Origin of the sequence: Pseudomonas sp. KBN10P06128 (assembly GCF_037574945.1) — a bacterium.
In the GTDB taxonomy this organism is placed as follows: domain Bacteria; phylum Pseudomonadota; class Gammaproteobacteria; order Pseudomonadales; family Pseudomonadaceae; genus Pseudomonas; species Pseudomonas aeruginosa.
Genome location: NZ_JBBELR010000001.1, coordinates 6,322,264 through 6,337,439, shown reverse-complemented (window position 1 = coordinate 6,337,439; position 15,176 = coordinate 6,322,264). Strand labels below are relative to the sequence as shown.

Annotated in this window: 13 protein-coding genes and 1 tRNA gene; 2 read left to right on the top strand and 12 right to left on the bottom strand. The window is 62.9% G+C overall.

The window, feature by feature from the left end; translation table 11 throughout:
• Positions 1 to 314 precede the first annotated feature (314 nt).
• Both VQ065_RS29520 and VQ065_RS29515 read right to left on the bottom strand, forming a co-directional pair.
• Positions 315 to 821 carry a GNAT family N-acetyltransferase gene (locus VQ065_RS29520; protein ID WP_003096122.1) on the bottom strand — a complete coding sequence of 169 codons (507 nt, stop codon included), beginning with the start codon at positions 819 to 821 and terminating at the stop codon, positions 315 to 317.
• Between the two features lie 459 nt (positions 822 to 1,280).
• On the bottom strand, positions 1,281 to 1,523 hold the full coding sequence (locus VQ065_RS29515) for a hypothetical protein (RefSeq protein ID WP_003096120.1): 243 nt from the start codon (positions 1,521 to 1,523) through the stop codon (positions 1,281 to 1,283).
• 50 nt (positions 1,524 to 1,573) lie between these two features.
• Here VQ065_RS29515 and VQ065_RS29510 point away from each other — a divergent pair, with 50 nt between their 5' ends.
• The gene (locus VQ065_RS29510; protein ID WP_003096118.1) at positions 1,574 to 1,843 is read left to right on the top strand and encodes a hypothetical protein; all 270 of its coding nucleotides are present in this window, start codon (positions 1,574 to 1,576) and stop codon (positions 1,841 to 1,843) included.
• The gene (locus VQ065_RS29505) at positions 1,843 to 2,079 is read left to right on the top strand and encodes a hypothetical protein (RefSeq protein ID WP_003096116.1); all 237 of its coding nucleotides are present in this window, start codon (positions 1,843 to 1,845) and stop codon (positions 2,077 to 2,079) included. Before VQ065_RS29510 ends, VQ065_RS29505 begins: the two co-directional genes overlap by 1 nt.
• A gap of 137 nt (positions 2,080 to 2,216) precedes the next feature.
• Here VQ065_RS29505 and VQ065_RS29500 read toward each other — a convergent pair whose 3' ends face one another.
• The 10 genes from VQ065_RS29500 to VQ065_RS29455 all read right to left on the bottom strand — a co-directional run bounded on the left by VQ065_RS29500 (position 2,217) and on the right by VQ065_RS29455 (position 15,113).
• The gene (locus tag VQ065_RS29500) at positions 2,217 to 2,453 is read right to left on the bottom strand and encodes a DUF7336 domain-containing protein (protein WP_071534600.1); all 237 of its coding nucleotides are present in this window, start codon (positions 2,451 to 2,453) and stop codon (positions 2,217 to 2,219) included.
• A gap of 28 nt (positions 2,454 to 2,481) precedes the next feature.
• Positions 2,482 to 5,244: an RHS repeat domain-containing protein gene (locus tag VQ065_RS29495; RefSeq protein ID WP_023098866.1), complete on the bottom strand. Its 2,763-nt coding sequence runs from the start codon at positions 5,242 to 5,244 to the stop codon at positions 2,482 to 2,484.
• Between the two features lie 14 nt (positions 5,245 to 5,258).
• The gene (locus VQ065_RS29490) at positions 5,259 to 6,407 is read right to left on the bottom strand and encodes a DUF6531 domain-containing protein (RefSeq protein ID WP_023098865.1); all 1,149 of its coding nucleotides are present in this window, start codon (positions 6,405 to 6,407) and stop codon (positions 5,259 to 5,261) included.
• Between the two features lie 1,965 nt (positions 6,408 to 8,372).
• Positions 8,373 to 9,581, bottom strand: coding sequence for a tyrosine-type recombinase/integrase (locus VQ065_RS29485; protein ID WP_003096105.1), 1,209 nt, complete (start codon positions 9,579 to 9,581; stop codon positions 8,373 to 8,375).
• Positions 9,568 to 10,017 (bottom strand): Arm DNA-binding domain-containing protein, encoded by a 450-nt coding sequence (locus tag VQ065_RS29480; RefSeq protein WP_003096103.1) that lies wholly within the window; start codon positions 10,015 to 10,017, stop codon positions 9,568 to 9,570. Before VQ065_RS29480 ends, VQ065_RS29485 begins: the two co-directional genes overlap by 14 nt.
• Before the next feature lie 164 nt (positions 10,018 to 10,181).
• A tRNA-Phe gene (locus VQ065_RS29475) sits at positions 10,182 to 10,257 on the bottom strand.
• A 113-nt stretch (positions 10,258 to 10,370) separates the two neighbouring features.
• Positions 10,371 to 11,453, bottom strand: coding sequence for an oxidoreductase (locus VQ065_RS29470; RefSeq protein WP_003096102.1), 1,083 nt, complete (start codon positions 11,451 to 11,453; stop codon positions 10,371 to 10,373).
• A gap of 27 nt (positions 11,454 to 11,480) precedes the next feature.
• Positions 11,481 to 11,753, bottom strand: coding sequence for an oxidative damage protection protein (locus tag VQ065_RS29465; protein WP_003096100.1), 273 nt, complete (start codon positions 11,751 to 11,753; stop codon positions 11,481 to 11,483).
• A 43-nt stretch (positions 11,754 to 11,796) separates the two neighbouring features.
• Complete coding sequence (gene mutY / locus VQ065_RS29460; RefSeq protein ID WP_003096098.1) at positions 11,797 to 12,864, bottom strand: A/G-specific adenine glycosylase; 1,068 nt, start codon at positions 12,862 to 12,864, stop codon at positions 11,797 to 11,799.
• Positions 12,861 to 15,113, bottom strand: a complete 2,253-nt coding sequence (locus VQ065_RS29455; RefSeq protein WP_003096096.1) for an AsmA family protein — start codon at positions 15,111 to 15,113, stop codon at positions 12,861 to 12,863. The genes mutY and VQ065_RS29455 overlap by 4 nt, the downstream gene beginning before the upstream one ends.
• Positions 15,114 to 15,176: the final 63 nt, after the last annotated feature.

The window sequence follows — 15,176 nt, the reverse complement described above, 5'->3', positions numbered from 1 at the left end:
AGTTGCCGAGAAACCTCTCATGTAGACCTCAAGTTATCCGTACGAACTGGACGGCTAGGGTCCTTTGAAGAGCGCGAGCGGGCCGCTCCGCAGTTACATACCCGGCTATCCGGAGATGTTCCAACAGAGATGATCCCTCCAGTTCCGGATGCACTCGCCATTGGCTGAAGCCCTGACTTGCAGCCGGTTGGTTTGAACAAGGTGTGCAATGGCACATACTTGACCACCTGATTGCATTCGACTTGCCCCATCATTTGCATCGGATCAGACCATCACACTGCGTGGCCATAACCAGCAGAGAACGGCGAGATAGGTCATTGGCTTAGCTCCGTTTCCTCCTGCTTGAAAATGCGAAAGCCGCGCGCCTGATAGTTTCCAAGTGCAGCCGGATGGTCAAATGTACAGGTATGCACCCATACCCGCGTTGTACCAGGCCATTGCCATGCTGATTCGATGGCATGGCTCAACAGCGCACCGCCGAAGCCGTGCCCTAGAAACTGAGATGCCAGCCCGAAGTAACGGATTTCGGTGTTGCAGCCGTCAGGCCGGTACAGTTCGTAGTAGCCAGCGATTGCCCCGCGGTGATAGGCGACCCAGGTCCGATGGCAGTCCTGCTCGACAAGTGCCTGCCAATCGGTATCGCTCCAGGCATCCAGATCTCCCCATTCCCAGGGCGTTCCAACCAGTTCGTAGAGAAACCGATTCAATGCTGCCTGAGGCACTTCACATTCGATGATCTGAAGATCGTGCGGCTGTGGCTTTGCTCTCAGCGCGGCAGCCGAGGTCATTTCCAAGTAGTAAGTGGTGTAACTCCGGTCCATCAGTAGATTCCCCATATGCCCTGGAGGCTGTTGGGCAAGCATGCTCGCAGCCGCCCCTCTCCGTCATCACCCATTCAAACCTGCTCCCAGCCGGTTTTACCTCGCAGGGGCCGAACCAACGACGGTGGACGATACTGCACCGCTTGCTGAAGTCTCGAACCGAGTCCACGGCGGTTTGATGCCGGATTGTCCAGCAACAGCAAAAGGGGGTCGCGTCTCGCTATGCCCTTGGGGTCGAAGAACGCTACCCCAGTAAAACCGGCAAATCGCCGGTTTGGACCTGCGCACCAGTCGGACGCCGCACGTACGCTTGTCCCCGCGCGCTCAAGTCCTCCAGATTTGGGTATTACGAAACTTTCGTAATAATCATGTCCTCAATTTTGAGGCCATGCTGAGCCCGCAGAATTGCCCGGCCTCTGGCGAGCTGGTCGCTCCCGATGTGGGCGTGATGGTGATCCGTCACGGACCTGTCACAGAGTGACAGGCAATGCCTCGGCTGGGCCGGGTCATCGACTTGGCTGAGGCCTTGCGCTTGGCCGACAGCCCGCAGTTGCCACTCCAGCATCTGGTCCAGTCGACCACCTTCGAGGCTGCCGGATCAGCCGTCAGCCGGGCGATCACCTCGGGCAGCACAGCGACCAGGCCGGAGAGCGTAAGGGCCGGATAGTTGCCCACCTTGCGCCAGGCCTCGCCGACCACCATGAACCACTACCGCCGGCGAGGAGTCGGCGCCCGACGTCATGGAGGACTGGATGACCGGCACCGAGGTGGCGCGCTCGCGCGGGATCTGCGAGTTGTCGAAGGGAGGCAACCAGGCGATCGAGACGCGCCGTATCCCGCTGTTCCAGAAGGATGATGGGGTACCGGGCCTGGTGCAGCCTGGAATGCTGGTCGAGGTGAGGGACGAACAGGCGACGTGGCGCGGTCTCTGCCTGGCCACCGATATCTCGGCCGAGGGGGTAGGGGCTAGCCGCGTGTGGCAGACCCTGCGCATCGAGCGCCACTATCCGGGAGGTTCCTGATGGCGACGGTCAACCCCTGGCGTCGGTTCATCGGGCTCTTACCGGGCGGCGCGCGCACGGTGGGGGAGGTGATCGACGTCGACGAGGGCGCCGGCACCTGCCGCGTCCGCCTGCGAAACAACGTCGTGATCGCGGCCCGGGGCACGGCAGTGCCGGCCGGGCAGATGGCGTTCATCAGCGATGGCCTGGTGACCGGGCCGGCGCCGCAGCTACCCCAGTTCGATATCGAGGTTTGACTGAGCCGAGCCGACCAGCATGCTTGCAAGCTGGTCGTACCCGGCATTGGAAAACTCATCTGGGTTATGCGGCAAGGCTCAGATTCAGCGAGAACTGTATTTCAACAGATCGACCAAGGCTTCCCGGATCTATTCTATTACTTATCTTCTATAGCGCTAGACTGTGCTCCTTCGAAGCCGCTTAACCAATGTGGTTCATCAAGGGAGTATTTGGTTACAGTAAATCCGTCAGGGAACTCTTTGAACCCTGGGAGCTTTAGGTATTTGGGGATCTCTGAGTTTGCCCTATCCTCTGTGCTGAATACTCCTAGAAGCTTATAGCTTTCACTTTCAGAGTCTCCGTATGTATGGTGGAGTATGAATACGTTATCCATCAGTGCCTCCATTTCTTCAGGAGTTTGATTACTTGGGGTCTATGAACGATCTGTCACCCCACTTTTTGATCTGGTTGTATTCAGAGCCTGGTCCGTCTTTCCAGTTACCTTTGCCATATTTTTGATCCATGATGCGTTTGGCAAAGTCTTTCCCTGATTCGCCTTGATATGGCCTATCCCCTTTTGCCCAGCTTGGAACGTCTTTAGCTCCTGCCTTTCCTGAAACTCCTGGCTTGTTGACTTTCCAAGGACCTTTGGGGCCAAGTGGAGGCGCAATTCCCAAGACTGGGGTCTGTACTTCGTAGGTCCAAAGGCAATCGGAGGCTTTAAACACACGGAAGCCATAGACCATATTCCCCCATAGCCATCTATCAATGCTACTGTTCACAGATTCCTGATAAGCAAGAGCATCTGCTCGTGCCGCAGCCTCTGTTGCAAACATATCCCCTGGAGCCAGTCCTAGTGGATCTGAAAGTCCGAGTGGATTTCCCTCTACATATCCATATGTATTTAATCCTCCTACCAACCCAATCGGATCACTCTCCACATACCGCCCAGTCTCTGGATCATAGTCGCGGAAGTAGTTGTAATGCAGCCCGCTCTCCGCATCGTAGTACTGCCCGGGGAAGCGCAGGTTGACCTGGGTGCTGCCCTGGCTCAGCGCTTCGCCGCGGCCGAAGGCGTCGGACTGCCACTGCCAGGCGATCTGGCCGCTGGCGTCGGTGGCCAGGCGCGGGGTGTCGAGGTGGTCGCCATGGAGGTAGAGCAGGGTCGGGTTGCCGACCTTGCCCTGGGCGTCGTAGTCGGCGTCGATGGTGGCCAGCGGCAGGCTGTCCAGCCACAGGTAATACTGGGCTCGCAGTTTCCGGCCGCTGCCGTCGTGTTCGGCTTCGCCGAGCAACTGGCCGTCGGGACCGTAGAGGTAGGTGGTGACGCTCTCGGCGGTGAGCTTGACGATGCGTTGGCCGAGGGCGTTGTAGCGGTATTCGGCGACCTGCTGGCCGTCGCGGCTGACGCTTTGCAGGCGGCCCTGGGCGTCGTAGGCCAGTTTGCGCGCGGCGCGGTCCTGGGTGAGGTTGCCGGCGGCGTCGCTCGTCACCGCTTGCGCGCCGATGGCGGTCAATCGGTTACTGTCGGGCGCGTACTGGTAGTCCTGGCTGCTGGAGGTGCCGCCTGAGGCGGGGTTGTCGCTGCGTTGGGTGCGGTTGCCGACCGCGTCGTAGGCATAGCTGCGCCCGCCCTGGACGCCGCGTTCCTCGGTCAGGCGGTCCAGCGGGTCGTACTGGTAGTCCAGGGTGCCCCAGAGGCTGTGGCGGTGCTGCTGGATATTGCCATTGGCATCGTGCTGATAGTCGCTCTGCCAGGGGCCGACCTTCTGCCGCAGCAGTTGGTAGTCCTGGTCATACTCGCGGCTGAGGGCGATGCCGTTGCCCCAGGTCAGGCGCAGCAGCGGGCCGAAGGGCAGGTAGGCGATCTGCCCGACCAGGGTGCTCGGCGCCTTGTCGCCCACTGCCAGGGTCACGCTGGCGACCTGGCCGCCGGCGTTGCGCGGGTAGCCGATGGCGAGGCCGGAGGGGTAGCCGATCTCCAGCAGTTGGTTGGCCGCGTCGTAGCGGTAGGTCACGCGGTCGAGCAGGGTCTGCTGGTCGAGGCGGATGCTGCGCACCTGCTCGACCAGGTTGCCGCGCTCGTCGTAGCGGTACACCAGGCTGTCGCGAGCGCCTTCGATGGAGCCCAGGCGGCCGATGCCCTGGTTGCCGTCGGCGGTGAGGTCGTAGCGGTACTGTACGTCGAGGCTCGGGTCGCTCGGCGAGCGGCGCTCGATCAGGCGATTGAGGGCGTCGTAGCGATACTCGGTGACCGTACCGCGAGCGTCGGTGCGGCGGATGACGTTACCGGCGGCGTCGTGCTCGAAGGTGGTGGTGCCGCTGTCCGGGCTGACCAGTCGGGTCAGGTTGCCGAGCCCGTCGTATTCGTAGCGGGCGGTGACGCCGCGCGGGTCCTTGACCTCGGTGAGGTTGTCCTGGGCGTCGTAGGCGAGTTGGGTCTTGCCGCCGAGGGGATCGCTCTGGCCGACCAGCCGGTCGAGGGCGTCGAAGGCCTGGCTGTGGGCGAACTGGCGCGGGTTGGTTTCGCCGACCGGATTGTCGTTGAGGTCGTAGGCGAAGCTGCGTGTCTGGCCGCCGGCGCCGACCGCGCGGAGTAGCCGGCCAAGCTCGTCGTAGGCCCATTGCTGCTGGCGCACCAGGCTGCCGCTGGCGTCCTTGATGCGCTGGGCGGTGCGATTGCCCTTGGTGTCGACGTCGTATTCGAGGCGTTCGCCGAGGTTGTTGCCGATCGCCACCAGGCGCCGTGCGTCGTCGTATTCGTAGCTCAGCCAACTGCCGTCGCCACGGGTGACGCGGGTGATCTGGCCGACCGCGTCATAGTCGAAGCGGGTGGTGCTGCCGGCGGTGCTGACGGAGGCCAGCCAGCCGTCGACGCCGGTGTAGGCGAGGCTGCTGGTGACGCCGTTGGCATCGGTGATGCTGCCGGGCTTGCCGCGCTCGTCATAGTCGCCGAGGCGGGTGACCTGGCCGAGGGCGTTGGTCACCTGGGTCAGGTTGCCGCGACTGTCGTAGGCATAGAGGGTGACGTCCTGCACATCGGTGCGCGGACCGTCGGCGCGCTCGATCAGGCCGAGGGCGTTGTAGCTGTAGCTCCAGGCGCGCTCGGCCGCCTGCGCGGGCAGGGCGAGGGCGCAGGCCAGGGCGAGGGCGCCGAGGCGGGGAAAGTATGGGGGGATGCGCATGGGTGTCGTCCTTGTCAGCGGGTGGTGACGGTCTCGCCGGTCTTGCGTCCCTCGGCGTCGTACTGGTAACGGGTGATCCGACCGGGCTCGCTGACCTGCACCGGGAGGAACAGGGTCGGGTGCCAGTCGGTTGTGATGGTGCGCGCCTGCGCAGTGCCGGCGGCCTCGGTGCGCGAGGTCTCCAGGCCACGGGCGTTGTACTGGTAGGTGGTCAGGTTGCCGTTGTTGTCGCGTTTGCTGGTGAGCAGACCCTGGTCATCGTAGGTGAAGGTGGAGTTGCTGCTGGGGCAGTTGGGAGAAGGTTCGCCTTCGATGGCGACGATGCGCTTGATGCCCTGGATCACCTGGAAGCGGTAGGTGGCCTGCTTGCCGTATTCGTTGGTGACGGTGGTGGAGCCGTCATCGTTGTAGGCGAGGGTGACCTTTTCGGCACCGTTGGCATGTTCGCTGGAGATGGCGCGGCCTTGGTTGTCGTAGGCCCAGGTGGCGAAGCGGCGATTATTGTTATCCTGGATGCCTGTAAGTAGTTTTATGTTCCTCGGGTCGTCATAGAGGTACTGTGTTTTCGTGCTGTATTGCCCATCTGTTCGTGTTACCGAAGTGAGTCGCTGTTCCTTGTCGTATGTGTACTCAATGGATATACCCCCTGTCTGAGCGCGAAGGAGTTGATGGTTGGTTCCCTCCGAGAGAACGAGCTTGTTGCCATGCTCGTCGCTAATCGTAAGACTAGCGCCTCGCTCTACACGATACTTTCGACCCTCCTTGGTCGTGAGCCTGGCGAGTTTTCCATACGGGTCAAACTCTATAATTTCGTTGAGCTCCGAGGTATAGAAAAATCTTCCTGCTAGTCGACTAAGCTTTCCCAGATCCGTGAGGGAAGTTAGATCTCTCCCGGCCCCAGTGAACTCCGAGACCTTTCCGTCTTCGCGGTAAAGTAGGTAGCTATCATCCTTGCGTGTTATGCGCGCAGAGAACGAATGACGCCATAATCCGTCCAGGCCATTGTAGTGTCGGGAAAGCGGAATCGGGGTTATTAAGTCATGCTCGACCTGATATTTGTTGCCATTGGTGATGTTGACCGGGTTTCCTGCGCAACCCTCCGGCGGCGGAGCCCCCTTGTCGGGGCCATTTTTATCTGGAAGCTTACAGCCAGCGTCATCCATTTCGTAACCGGGGCGACAATCGCAACTTCCCGTCTCGCTATTAAGCTCAGCTCCCAACGGACAACTATCGCCGATCAAGACGGCATCAGTCGAATAACTGTTAACACCTATATGGACAATGCATTGCACCCACCTGTCGTTAACCCTATTCATGGTCTTTCTGTACTCAGGAGACCAAGTATCAAAGTAGGACTGACATGCTGCTGCATAGGATGAAAAGAAGGCATACGGCCTACTACCAAAGGTAATCTTCCATTGATAAAGTTCAGCATTAGCGCCCCGAGCAAAGGACAGCATGAACATTAAACACGCTACAGAAAGTAGCCTCCCCTGAGCTAATAGAATTGCCTTAGTCCTCATTTATCCTTTCTCCTGGGCCACAAAAAGCTTCGTTTCCTGCCACTTCCGGTTCGCAGTGAAGCCCCCCCTCGATTATCTACCCGGCTTACTATTCCTATTCGCCCCAAATCCAGTGCCGATCATAGCCGGCAGTCGAGTTTCGTATAGATGTTCACTGTATTCCGTGAGCCAGTCTTAAGAACCTACGGTTTCTACGCAACTTGCAGTCCGTGATCCAGGCGGGAGCAAGTGCCGCGATCAAAGAGACCAAGCCAGGCACCCGCATCGACGTCGGACGAGGCGGCCCCCATGGAGGGCAAACCTCCAGCGGAGGACGGACACCTTCGCCACTGGCTGAAGCGTCGAACCGGCGGAACGCCCGCCTGCATCCTGCCCAAGGGCCTGCGCAATCCGCAGCCCCTTTTGGACACACTGCCCGATTTGTGTAGTGCTTGGCCGCTGCCCCACCAATGGTGGATGAGTATGCTCAAAACTGAGCACACCCGGTTGCTGGCACCGGGGATTGATACCGGATCATCCGGCAACAGATTGAGGTCCGATAATCGGACTCCCCGGGATACCCTGAAAGCTTTGGGCGTCTGCCCCCAGTGAGGAATACCTGTCACGGAGACAGATTTCAACGAATGATCGGCGACGCTTCGGCAAATGGGGGGCTGCCCCGTTGGCCCCGGGGTCGAGAAACACTACTTCGGCAAAACCGCTAAATCCGCCGTTTTGGATCTCCTGCAATGCAGGTAAAGCCTCCGGCATCTCGCCCAGGCAAAAGGACGCAAAACGTTGTTTTGACTGCGGACGAATTTCGTCGGAACAACCAGCCGAACGCCATGCGTACGCTTGGCCCGCGCGCCCCTGATTCGGGGTATTACGAGAATTTCGTAAAACCCTCACGCCGGACGGCTGAAGCCACCACGACGAAATTCGCTGGCGCAAATGGGATGATTTTGTGCGTCCGCTTTTCGGACGCGCACATGATCATGCCCTCAATTTTGCGGAGATGATCGAGCGACCGTGCCCGCAATTTTGAGGAGACGGTCAGCCCCCGCAGAATTGCGGCCTCTGGCGGGACGTCCGCGGAGTTTCCACTTCGGATGCGGACAGGTCACGCTCCTGTCACAGGGGCAGGTCATGCACCTGAACGCGTTTCAGAGGCATTGCCTGAACACTGCCTAGGCCATGCCCGGCGCATGCCTGGGCATCAACGTTGGCTAACGGTGGACTAACGTTGATCGCGTTACCGGGAAGGGTCGCATTTCAAGTGCGCCCCCTTGGCGCAACCAGCGATGGCTCCGAACTGAGCCAGGGGCTAACGCTGCGTTATCTCGCAACCACCAATGGGGAAGTGAGAAAATCCCACCTTGCCGGACCAATCGACAGGGGATCGCTAAGGGATCGCTCCCCGATACCAGCACAGTTCTGTGCCCGTCGTGTGCCGGACATCCTCCCGTCACATGCCGGGAATTTTTCCTGCATGTTCCGGTCAGGGTCTGCAATGATTTTGCACTCCCCTCCAGCCAGAGTCTGGAAGGTTTCTGGCCCCTCCTGATCGGCGGAAGATTCCGCCTATCTCCAGCACCTCATTCGCCTGAATGCGATCTGCCGGCACGTTTACGCCTGGCGCTTGAGACTCAGCACGTTGGCGCCCGAGCACAGCGCGTCGATAGAGTCGGCCCAAGCCTGCATCATGCCCCGGCGCTGTTCGAGGTAGGTGGCGTGGTTGTATGTGCCCCGTATCTCGTCCTTGTCGCCGTGTGCAAGCTGACGCTCGATCCAGTCCCGGTTATAGCCTCGGCTGTTCAGCTCGGTGCTGAGTAGATGGCGGAAGCCGTGGCCGGTCTGTCGGCCCCCGTAACCCACCAGACGCAGTGCCTTGTTGATGGTGTTCTCGCTCATGGGGCGCTCCGCGTTCTGCTGGCCGGGGAATAGCAAGGAATAGCTGCCGGTGAGTTCATGGAGCTGGCGCAGGATGGTCACGGCCTGGCGAGGCAGGGGGACGACATGCGAGCGGCGGGCTTTCATCCTGGCGGCTGGGATGGTCCAGGTGGCTGTATCGAGGTCGAACTCGCACCAGGGCGCGGCGCGCAGTTCTCCAGGGCGCACAGCGGTGAGCATCAGCAGGCGAATGGCCGAGCGGGTGAGGGTGTGCAGCTTGGCGGTTGCCAGCTTCTCCAGCAGCTCTGGCAGTTCGGCGAACGGGAGGTGCGGATGGTGGCGGGCTGCCTTAGCTGGCGCTGCCACCACGTCTAGGTCAGTGGCCGGGTTGCTCTCTACCACGCCCTTGGCCAGTGCGTATCGGTAAATCTGATGGAGCCACTGCCTGATCTTGCCGGCCGCGTTCAAGGTACCGCGCGCCTCGACCTTGCGCACCAGGTCCACTAGGTCGGGACGTGTGATGGCGGCAATGGGGCGCGAGCCGATGCCGGGAATAAGGTCGTTCTCTAAGTACAGCTTGGCCTTGTAGGCCGTACTCTCCGCCCAGCGTGGGGCATTGTATGCGTACCACTCCCGCGCCAGCGTCTCGAAAGTCAGCTCGCTGACCTTCTTCGCTTGCTTGGAAGCCTTCTTCTGCTCGCCGGGGTCTTCGCCCTGGGCCAGTTGCTGGCGCGCCTCATCGCGGCGCTGGCGGGCCTGCTGGAGGGTGACGGTCGGGTAGGCGCCGAACGCGAGCCCTTTCTCTTTCCCGCCCACTCGGTACTTAAGGCGCCAGAGCTTCGAACCATTGGGGTTGACCAGCAGATACAGGCCCTGAGCATCGCTTAGCTTGTAGGGCTTTTCCTTTGGCTTGGCGGTTTTGATGGCGCTGTCAGTCAGCGGCATGGTTGCTGCCCTCCGGGGTGACCGCCAGGAAGGCGCGTACGGCTGCGGTTTGCTCAGGAGTGAGGCGCAGCATCTGGCGGGGTGTTTCGATGGTCAGGGCGCCATCAAGGGCCATTACCAGGCGGAAGGCATTGGCACGTGCGCGCTGGGTGATGCGCTCGGCGCGCTCCGCCTTGCGTTTGGCGCTGGGGTCGACGCCGGCCTTGATCAGTGCGCGTGCATCGTCACGAGCGCGACACGCCTGCTCCAGGGTGACGGAGGGGAATGCGCCGAGAGAGAGCTTGTTTTCCTTGCCGGCGAATCGGTACTTGATGCGCCAGAGCTTGGAGCCCTGGGGCGTGACCTCTAGGTAGAGCCCATGCCCGATGGTGATCCTGTAGGGCTTTGATTGTGGGGGTAGCGCTGAAAGCGCCGCAGCGTCTGGGATTGTGCTCATTCTGGGGGAATCGTTTATGACCGAACCGGTGGTTCCACCAGATATACCCCCAGACTGTTGGGCTTACAAGGGTGCTTACGGGAATCATAGGCAACAAAAAACCGGCTCAGAGGCCGGTTTCTTGGGGGTTTCGGGTGGTTTGGGGACCACCTGAAAATGTTAGGTGGTGCCCAGGGACGGAATCGAACCGCCGACACGGGGATTTTCAATCCCCTGCTCTACCAACTGAGCTACCTGGGCAACGGGGCGCAATTAAACGGGTTTAGCGCGGCAGTGTCAACACCGGCGAAGAAATTTTTTTTGTTTTTTAACGCCTTACGATCCCCTCGCGGTTTCCGCCGGACTGCCGTGCCTCAGTTCCAGGCCTGGCGTTCCTCGTCGCGCAGCTCCACCGGCAGGCTCCGGCCTTCCTCGGCGGAGCGTCGTGCCAACTCCAGCAGGGCCATCAGCGCGCAGGCCTGTTGCGCCGACACCGGGTTGCGCGACTGACCGCGGATGGCGGCGGCCAGCGCCTGGTAGTAGCGGCTCTGGTCGCCAGCCGGGGTGACCAGCGACTGGCGCAGGCCCTGGCCGTCGATATGCTGCAACAGGTCGGGATCGCGGCCCCAGCCGGCGGAACCGGGGTGCAGTCCCTGCAGCAGTTGCGCTTCCTGGATGTCGGCGCCGGCCTTTAGCAGGCTGCCGTGGTCGCCGTGCACATTGAAGCGTGGCGCCGGATTGGCAGCGAGCATGCTGGCGCGCAGCGCCACCTGGCAGTGCGGATAGTCGAGCAGGACCTCGAACCAGTCGTCGGTCAGCGCGCCCTCGCGCAGCCGGCGCAGGTGTCCGTGCATACGCTGCGGTATGCCGAACAGGCACAGTGCCTGGTCGAGCAGGTGCGGGCCGAGGTCGAACCACAGCCCGGAGCCGGGCAGGTCGTGTTCGCGCCAGCGGTCGCGGACCTGCGGACGGAAGCGCTCGATGGCCGACTCGAAGTAGCGCACCGGGCCGATGCTGCCGGCCTGCAGGGCGGCCTCCACGGCGAGGAAGTCGCTGTCGAAGCGCCGGTTCTGGAACACCGAGAGGACCTGGCCAGGCCGTTCGCGGGCGAGGTCGGCGAGGCGCCGGGCTTCGGCCAGGGTGACGGTGAACGGCTTGTCCACCACCACGTGCTTGCCGGCGCGCAAGGCCCGTTCGGCGAGGCTGGCGTGGGTGGCATTGGGCGAGGCGATGACCACCAGGTCGATGTCGGCGGCCTCGATGGCCTCATCCGGATCGGCGCTGACCCGGGCTTCGGGCAGGTCGGCGTGCACCCGCCCAGGGTCGCGGGAGACCACGTGCTCCAGGCACAACGCCGGTACCGCGCGGATCAGCGGGGCGTGGAAGGTCTTGCCGGCGAAGCCGTAGCCGATCAGCGCGGTGCGGATCGGAGGCAGGCCAGAGAGGGATGGGGTCATGGCGGCCTCCGTCGGGCGGGGTGGGGCTCAGGCGGATGGCGGCACGTAGCCGTCGGCCTTGGCGTAGTCCTCGCCGGAGAGGAACTTGTCCATCTCCTGCTGGAGGAACTTGCGGTCCTCGGCGTTCATCATGTTCAGGCGACGCTCGTTGATCAGCATGGTCTGGTGCTTCTGCCACTCGTCCCAGGCCTTGCGCGACACGTTGTTGTAGATGTCCTCGCCCTTCGCGCCAGGATACGGCGGGCGGTCGAGGCCGGGCAGCTCTTCGTGGTACTTGCGGCACATCACGGTGCGGCTCATGGTCGTTCTCCTGCAGTTGCCGCCGGGCCCGCGGGCCCGGCATTCACGCGGTCGTGCCGCGTCCGAGTTCCTGTTCTGCGCGCTTGAGCAGCTTCTTCACCGGAGCGGCGAGGCCCAGGCGCGGCGGGGTGGCGAGGTTATACCAGAGCCAGTCGCCCTCGGCCACGGCGCGCGGAGCGCCTTCCACCGCCACCAGCCAGGGCTCGATGGCGAGCTGGAAATGACTGAAGGTATGGGTCAGGCCGCTCAGTTCGCGGCGCTCGCCGAGGGCCAGGGAATGGCGCGCGGCGAGCGGTTCGAGGCCGTCGAGGTCGTCCAGTTCGGGGAGGCTCCAGAGCCCGCCCCAGAGTCCGCTGGAAGGCCGCCGGTAGAGCAGTATGGCGCCGTCGCGGTTGGCCAGGATCGGCATCAGCGTGCGCTTCTGCGGCAACGCCTTGCGCGGCTTGGGCTGCGGATAATCGGCTTCGCGGCCGAGCAGGTGCGCGCGGCAGCCGGAGACCAGCGGGCAAAGCAGGCAACTGGGCTTGCTGCGCGTGCAGAGGGTGGCGCCGAGGTCCATCATCGCCTGGGTGTAGTGGTTGACCCGTGCGTGCGGGGTGAAGCGCTCGGCGGCTTCCCACAGCGCCCTGGCCACCTTCGGTTCGCCGGGATAGCCGTCCTGCGCCAGGTAGCGCGCCAGTACGCGCTTGACGTTGCCGTCGAGGATCGGTGCGCGCAGGCCCATCGACAGGCTGGCGATGGCTCCAGCGGTGGAGCGGCCGATGCCGGGCAGTTCGGCGAGTTGCTCGACGTCGCGGGGGAACTCCCCGGCATGCCGCTCGACCACGATCTGCGCGGTCTTGTGCAGGTTGCGCGCACGGCTGTAGTAGCCGAGCCCGGTCCACAGGTGCAGGACTTCGTCCTCGGCCGCCGCGGCCAGTGCCTCGACGTCGGGCAACGCTGCCATGAAACGGTCGAAGTAACCGAGCACGGTGCTGACCTGGGTCTGTTGCAGCATGATTTCCGAGACCCACACCCGGTAGGGGGTGATGCCCTGCTGCCAGGGCAGGTCCTTGCGACCGTGACGGTCGTACCAGTCGAGGACCGCGCCGTTGAAGCCTTCAGGTGTCATTTGCGGTTGAACAGCCCTTTGAGTGCGTCTTTCAGCTCCGGACTGACCTTGTCGCCGAGCTTCTCTTCGAGTTTTTCGTTGAGGCGATTGCCGGCCAGTTTCGCGGCGACCTTGCCCAGGCCTTCCTTGTCCAGGCGGCAGGCCTTGGCGCCGAGTTCCAGCGGGCCGCGGCAGAGCAGAGGCCATTCGATGCCGGCGTAGCGCTGGTTGACCTGGCAGGCCGGGTCCGGCATGTCGCTCTTATCGCCCTGGATCTCCACGCCGATGCGATAGTCCATGCCCAGCACGCGCAGGTCGATATCGCCGTGGCCGCTGACCGCCAGGCCGGGAATGGCGACCTTCAGGTCAGGGTTGCTGGCCACGCCGTTGGTGAAGTTCAGGCTGCCCTTGAGCTCGCGGAAAGGCGTGTCCTTGCCGCCGTGGGTACCGGCAAGGGCCTTGCGGTTGAGGGTAGCGATGCCCTGGCAGAGCTGTTGCTCCAGGTTGGCGTCGAGCAGCACGCCGTTGATCAGGCTGAAGCGTGCGCTGCCGTTGAGATGGTCGATCCAGGACTTCTCGCTGTTGCCGCTGGTGCGGATGTCGGCGTCGAGGTCGAGCAGCCCCTTCACCGGCGGTTTCTTGCCCTGGGCTTCGAGCAGGCGCTCCACCGGCACGTTGGCGATGTGCTTGGTGGCGGTCAACACGGCGCTGTCCTGGCGTACGTCGAGGTTGGCCTTGGCGTTGAAGCGGCCGTTGTACAGCCCGCCGCGCATGTCGTCGAGGCTGATCACGCCGCCCTGGCCACGCAGCTTCAGGCTGGCGTCGTCGATTGGCAGCTTCTCGACGGTCAGCCGACCGAAGTTCAGCGCCACGTCCAGGTCGAGCTTGCGCAGGGTCGCCATGGGCAGCAACGGCGCGTCGCTCCAGGCCTGCCTGGTCGGTTTTTCCGGTAGCGGCGTGTTGCCCTGGGCGGCACTGGCCACGGTGGCGTCGACTTCCGCCTTGCGCGTGGCGCTGGCGGCATCCTGGGCCTGCTTGGCCTTGGCCGGCAGGTAGCGGTCGAGGTCGAGCTTGTCGCCCTTGAGCTGGGCGCGCAGCGATTGCCTGGCGAAATCGGCGATGCCGAAGCGGCCGCTGAAGGCGGTGTCGTCCAGGCCCAGCTTGAGGTCTTCGAGATTCAGGCTGTTGCGGCTGCCGGCCAGGCGGGTGTTCAGCTCGAACTTGCCGAGGGTGTTGGCGTCGGCCATGGCCGGCAGGGTCACACCGATGCCGGCGAGGAACTCGCGCAGGTTCATCGGCGCGATCGACAGGCCGCCGCTGAACTTGGCGTCCTTGTCCAGCTCGCGGGCCTTCAGTTCGCCGAGGGCGCGCAACTGGTTGACGCTCAGCTTCAGACCGTTCCACTCGGCGATCTGCGCCGACTGGTCGAGCAGCAACTGGCCCTGGGCGGAGAAGGTGGCGGTCTTGCCTTGCAGCGGCTCGCCCGAGGCCTCGCCGGAGAGCCTGGCGTCTTCCAGTTGGTAGCGCCTGAGCGCGGTGTCGAAGCGCAGGTTGCCGGTCAGCTCGGTCTTGACCCGCACCACCGGCTGGTTGGTGCCGAGGTAGGCGTTGAGCTTCAGCGGAATGCTGCTGCCTTCGCGAATGGCGCCGGTACTCAGCTCGATGCCCTCGACGTTGTACTGCTTGCCGCTGGCTTCGTCGGTGTAGGTGACGCGGGCGTTGTTGACGTTGAGGCTGTCGATGTCGAGCTTGATCGGGGTGCGCGGGCTGTCGTTCTGCGGCGCCTGCTCGGGTGCCTGCGCCTGGGCGCCCTTGCCGTCCGCTGCCGGCGGGGTGGCGGAAGGAGCGGACGGGGCCTGGGGCTGGGCCGGCTTGCCGATGTTTTCCCAGTTGCCCTTGCCCTGCTTGTCGCGGACCAGGTCCAGGCTCAGGCCTTCGACGCGGATCGCGCTCATCTGCACGTCCTTGCGCAGCAGCGGCAGGACCCGCACCGACAGGCCGAGCATCTGCAGGTCGGCGAACGGCTTGGTCGGCGTGGCGGTACTGGCGATGCTGGTGTCGTGCAGCTCCAGGCCCAGCCAGGGGAACAGGCTCCAGCCGATGTCGCCCTTCAGGTCCAGCTCTAGGTTGGCCTTGTCGCGGGCGATCTGGCGGATTTCGTCCTTGTAGTCATTGGGATCGAACAGGTGGGTCAGGGCGAAGCCCAGGGCCACGACGAGCAGTAAGAGTCCCAGGAAGAACAGCCCCAGGACCTTGCCGAATGCTTTCATGGACGAATCCTTTGTGCTGGCAGCGGTGAATGTGCGGGCGAGTATAACAACGCCGTTTTGCCA

What these genes read in the sequence shown, in the direction of transcription:
- VQ065_RS29490 (WP_023098865.1), bottom strand. Translation starts at nt 6,407, where the DNA reads ATGGATGACGCTGGCTGTAAGCTTCCAGATAAAAATGGCCCCGACAAG.
- VQ065_RS29470 (WP_003096102.1), bottom strand. Translation starts at nt 11,453, where the DNA reads ATGACCCCATCCCTCTCTGGCCTGCCTCCGATCCGCACCGCGCTGATC.
- VQ065_RS29500 (WP_071534600.1), bottom strand. Translation starts at nt 2,453, where the DNA reads ATGGATAACGTATTCATACTCCACCATACATACGGAGACTCTGAAAGT.
- VQ065_RS29480 (WP_003096103.1), bottom strand. Translation starts at nt 10,017, where the DNA reads ATGAGCACAATCCCAGACGCTGCGGCGCTTTCAGCGCTACCCCCACAA.
- VQ065_RS29455 (WP_003096096.1), bottom strand. Translation starts at nt 15,113, where the DNA reads ATGAAAGCATTCGGCAAGGTCCTGGGGCTGTTCTTCCTGGGACTCTTA.
- VQ065_RS29515 (WP_003096120.1), bottom strand. Translation starts at nt 1,523, where the DNA reads ATGGTGGTCGGCGAGGCCTGGCGCAAGGTGGGCAACTATCCGGCCCTT.
- VQ065_RS29465 (WP_003096100.1), bottom strand. Translation starts at nt 11,753, where the DNA reads ATGAGCCGCACCGTGATGTGCCGCAAGTACCACGAAGAGCTGCCCGGC.
- VQ065_RS29510 (WP_003096118.1), top strand. Translation starts at nt 1,574, where the DNA reads ATGACCGGCACCGAGGTGGCGCGCTCGCGCGGGATCTGCGAGTTGTCG.
- mutY (WP_003096098.1), bottom strand. Translation starts at nt 12,864, where the DNA reads ATGACACCTGAAGGCTTCAACGGCGCGGTCCTCGACTGGTACGACCGT.
- VQ065_RS29495 (WP_023098866.1), bottom strand. Translation starts at nt 5,244, where the DNA reads ATGCGCATCCCCCCATACTTTCCCCGCCTCGGCGCCCTCGCCCTGGCC.
- VQ065_RS29485 (WP_003096105.1), bottom strand. Translation starts at nt 9,581, where the DNA reads ATGCCGCTGACTGACAGCGCCATCAAAACCGCCAAGCCAAAGGAAAAG.
- VQ065_RS29505 (WP_003096116.1), top strand. Translation starts at nt 1,843, where the DNA reads ATGGCGACGGTCAACCCCTGGCGTCGGTTCATCGGGCTCTTACCGGGC.
- VQ065_RS29520 (WP_003096122.1), bottom strand. Translation starts at nt 821, where the DNA reads ATGGACCGGAGTTACACCACTTACTACTTGGAAATGACCTCGGCTGCC.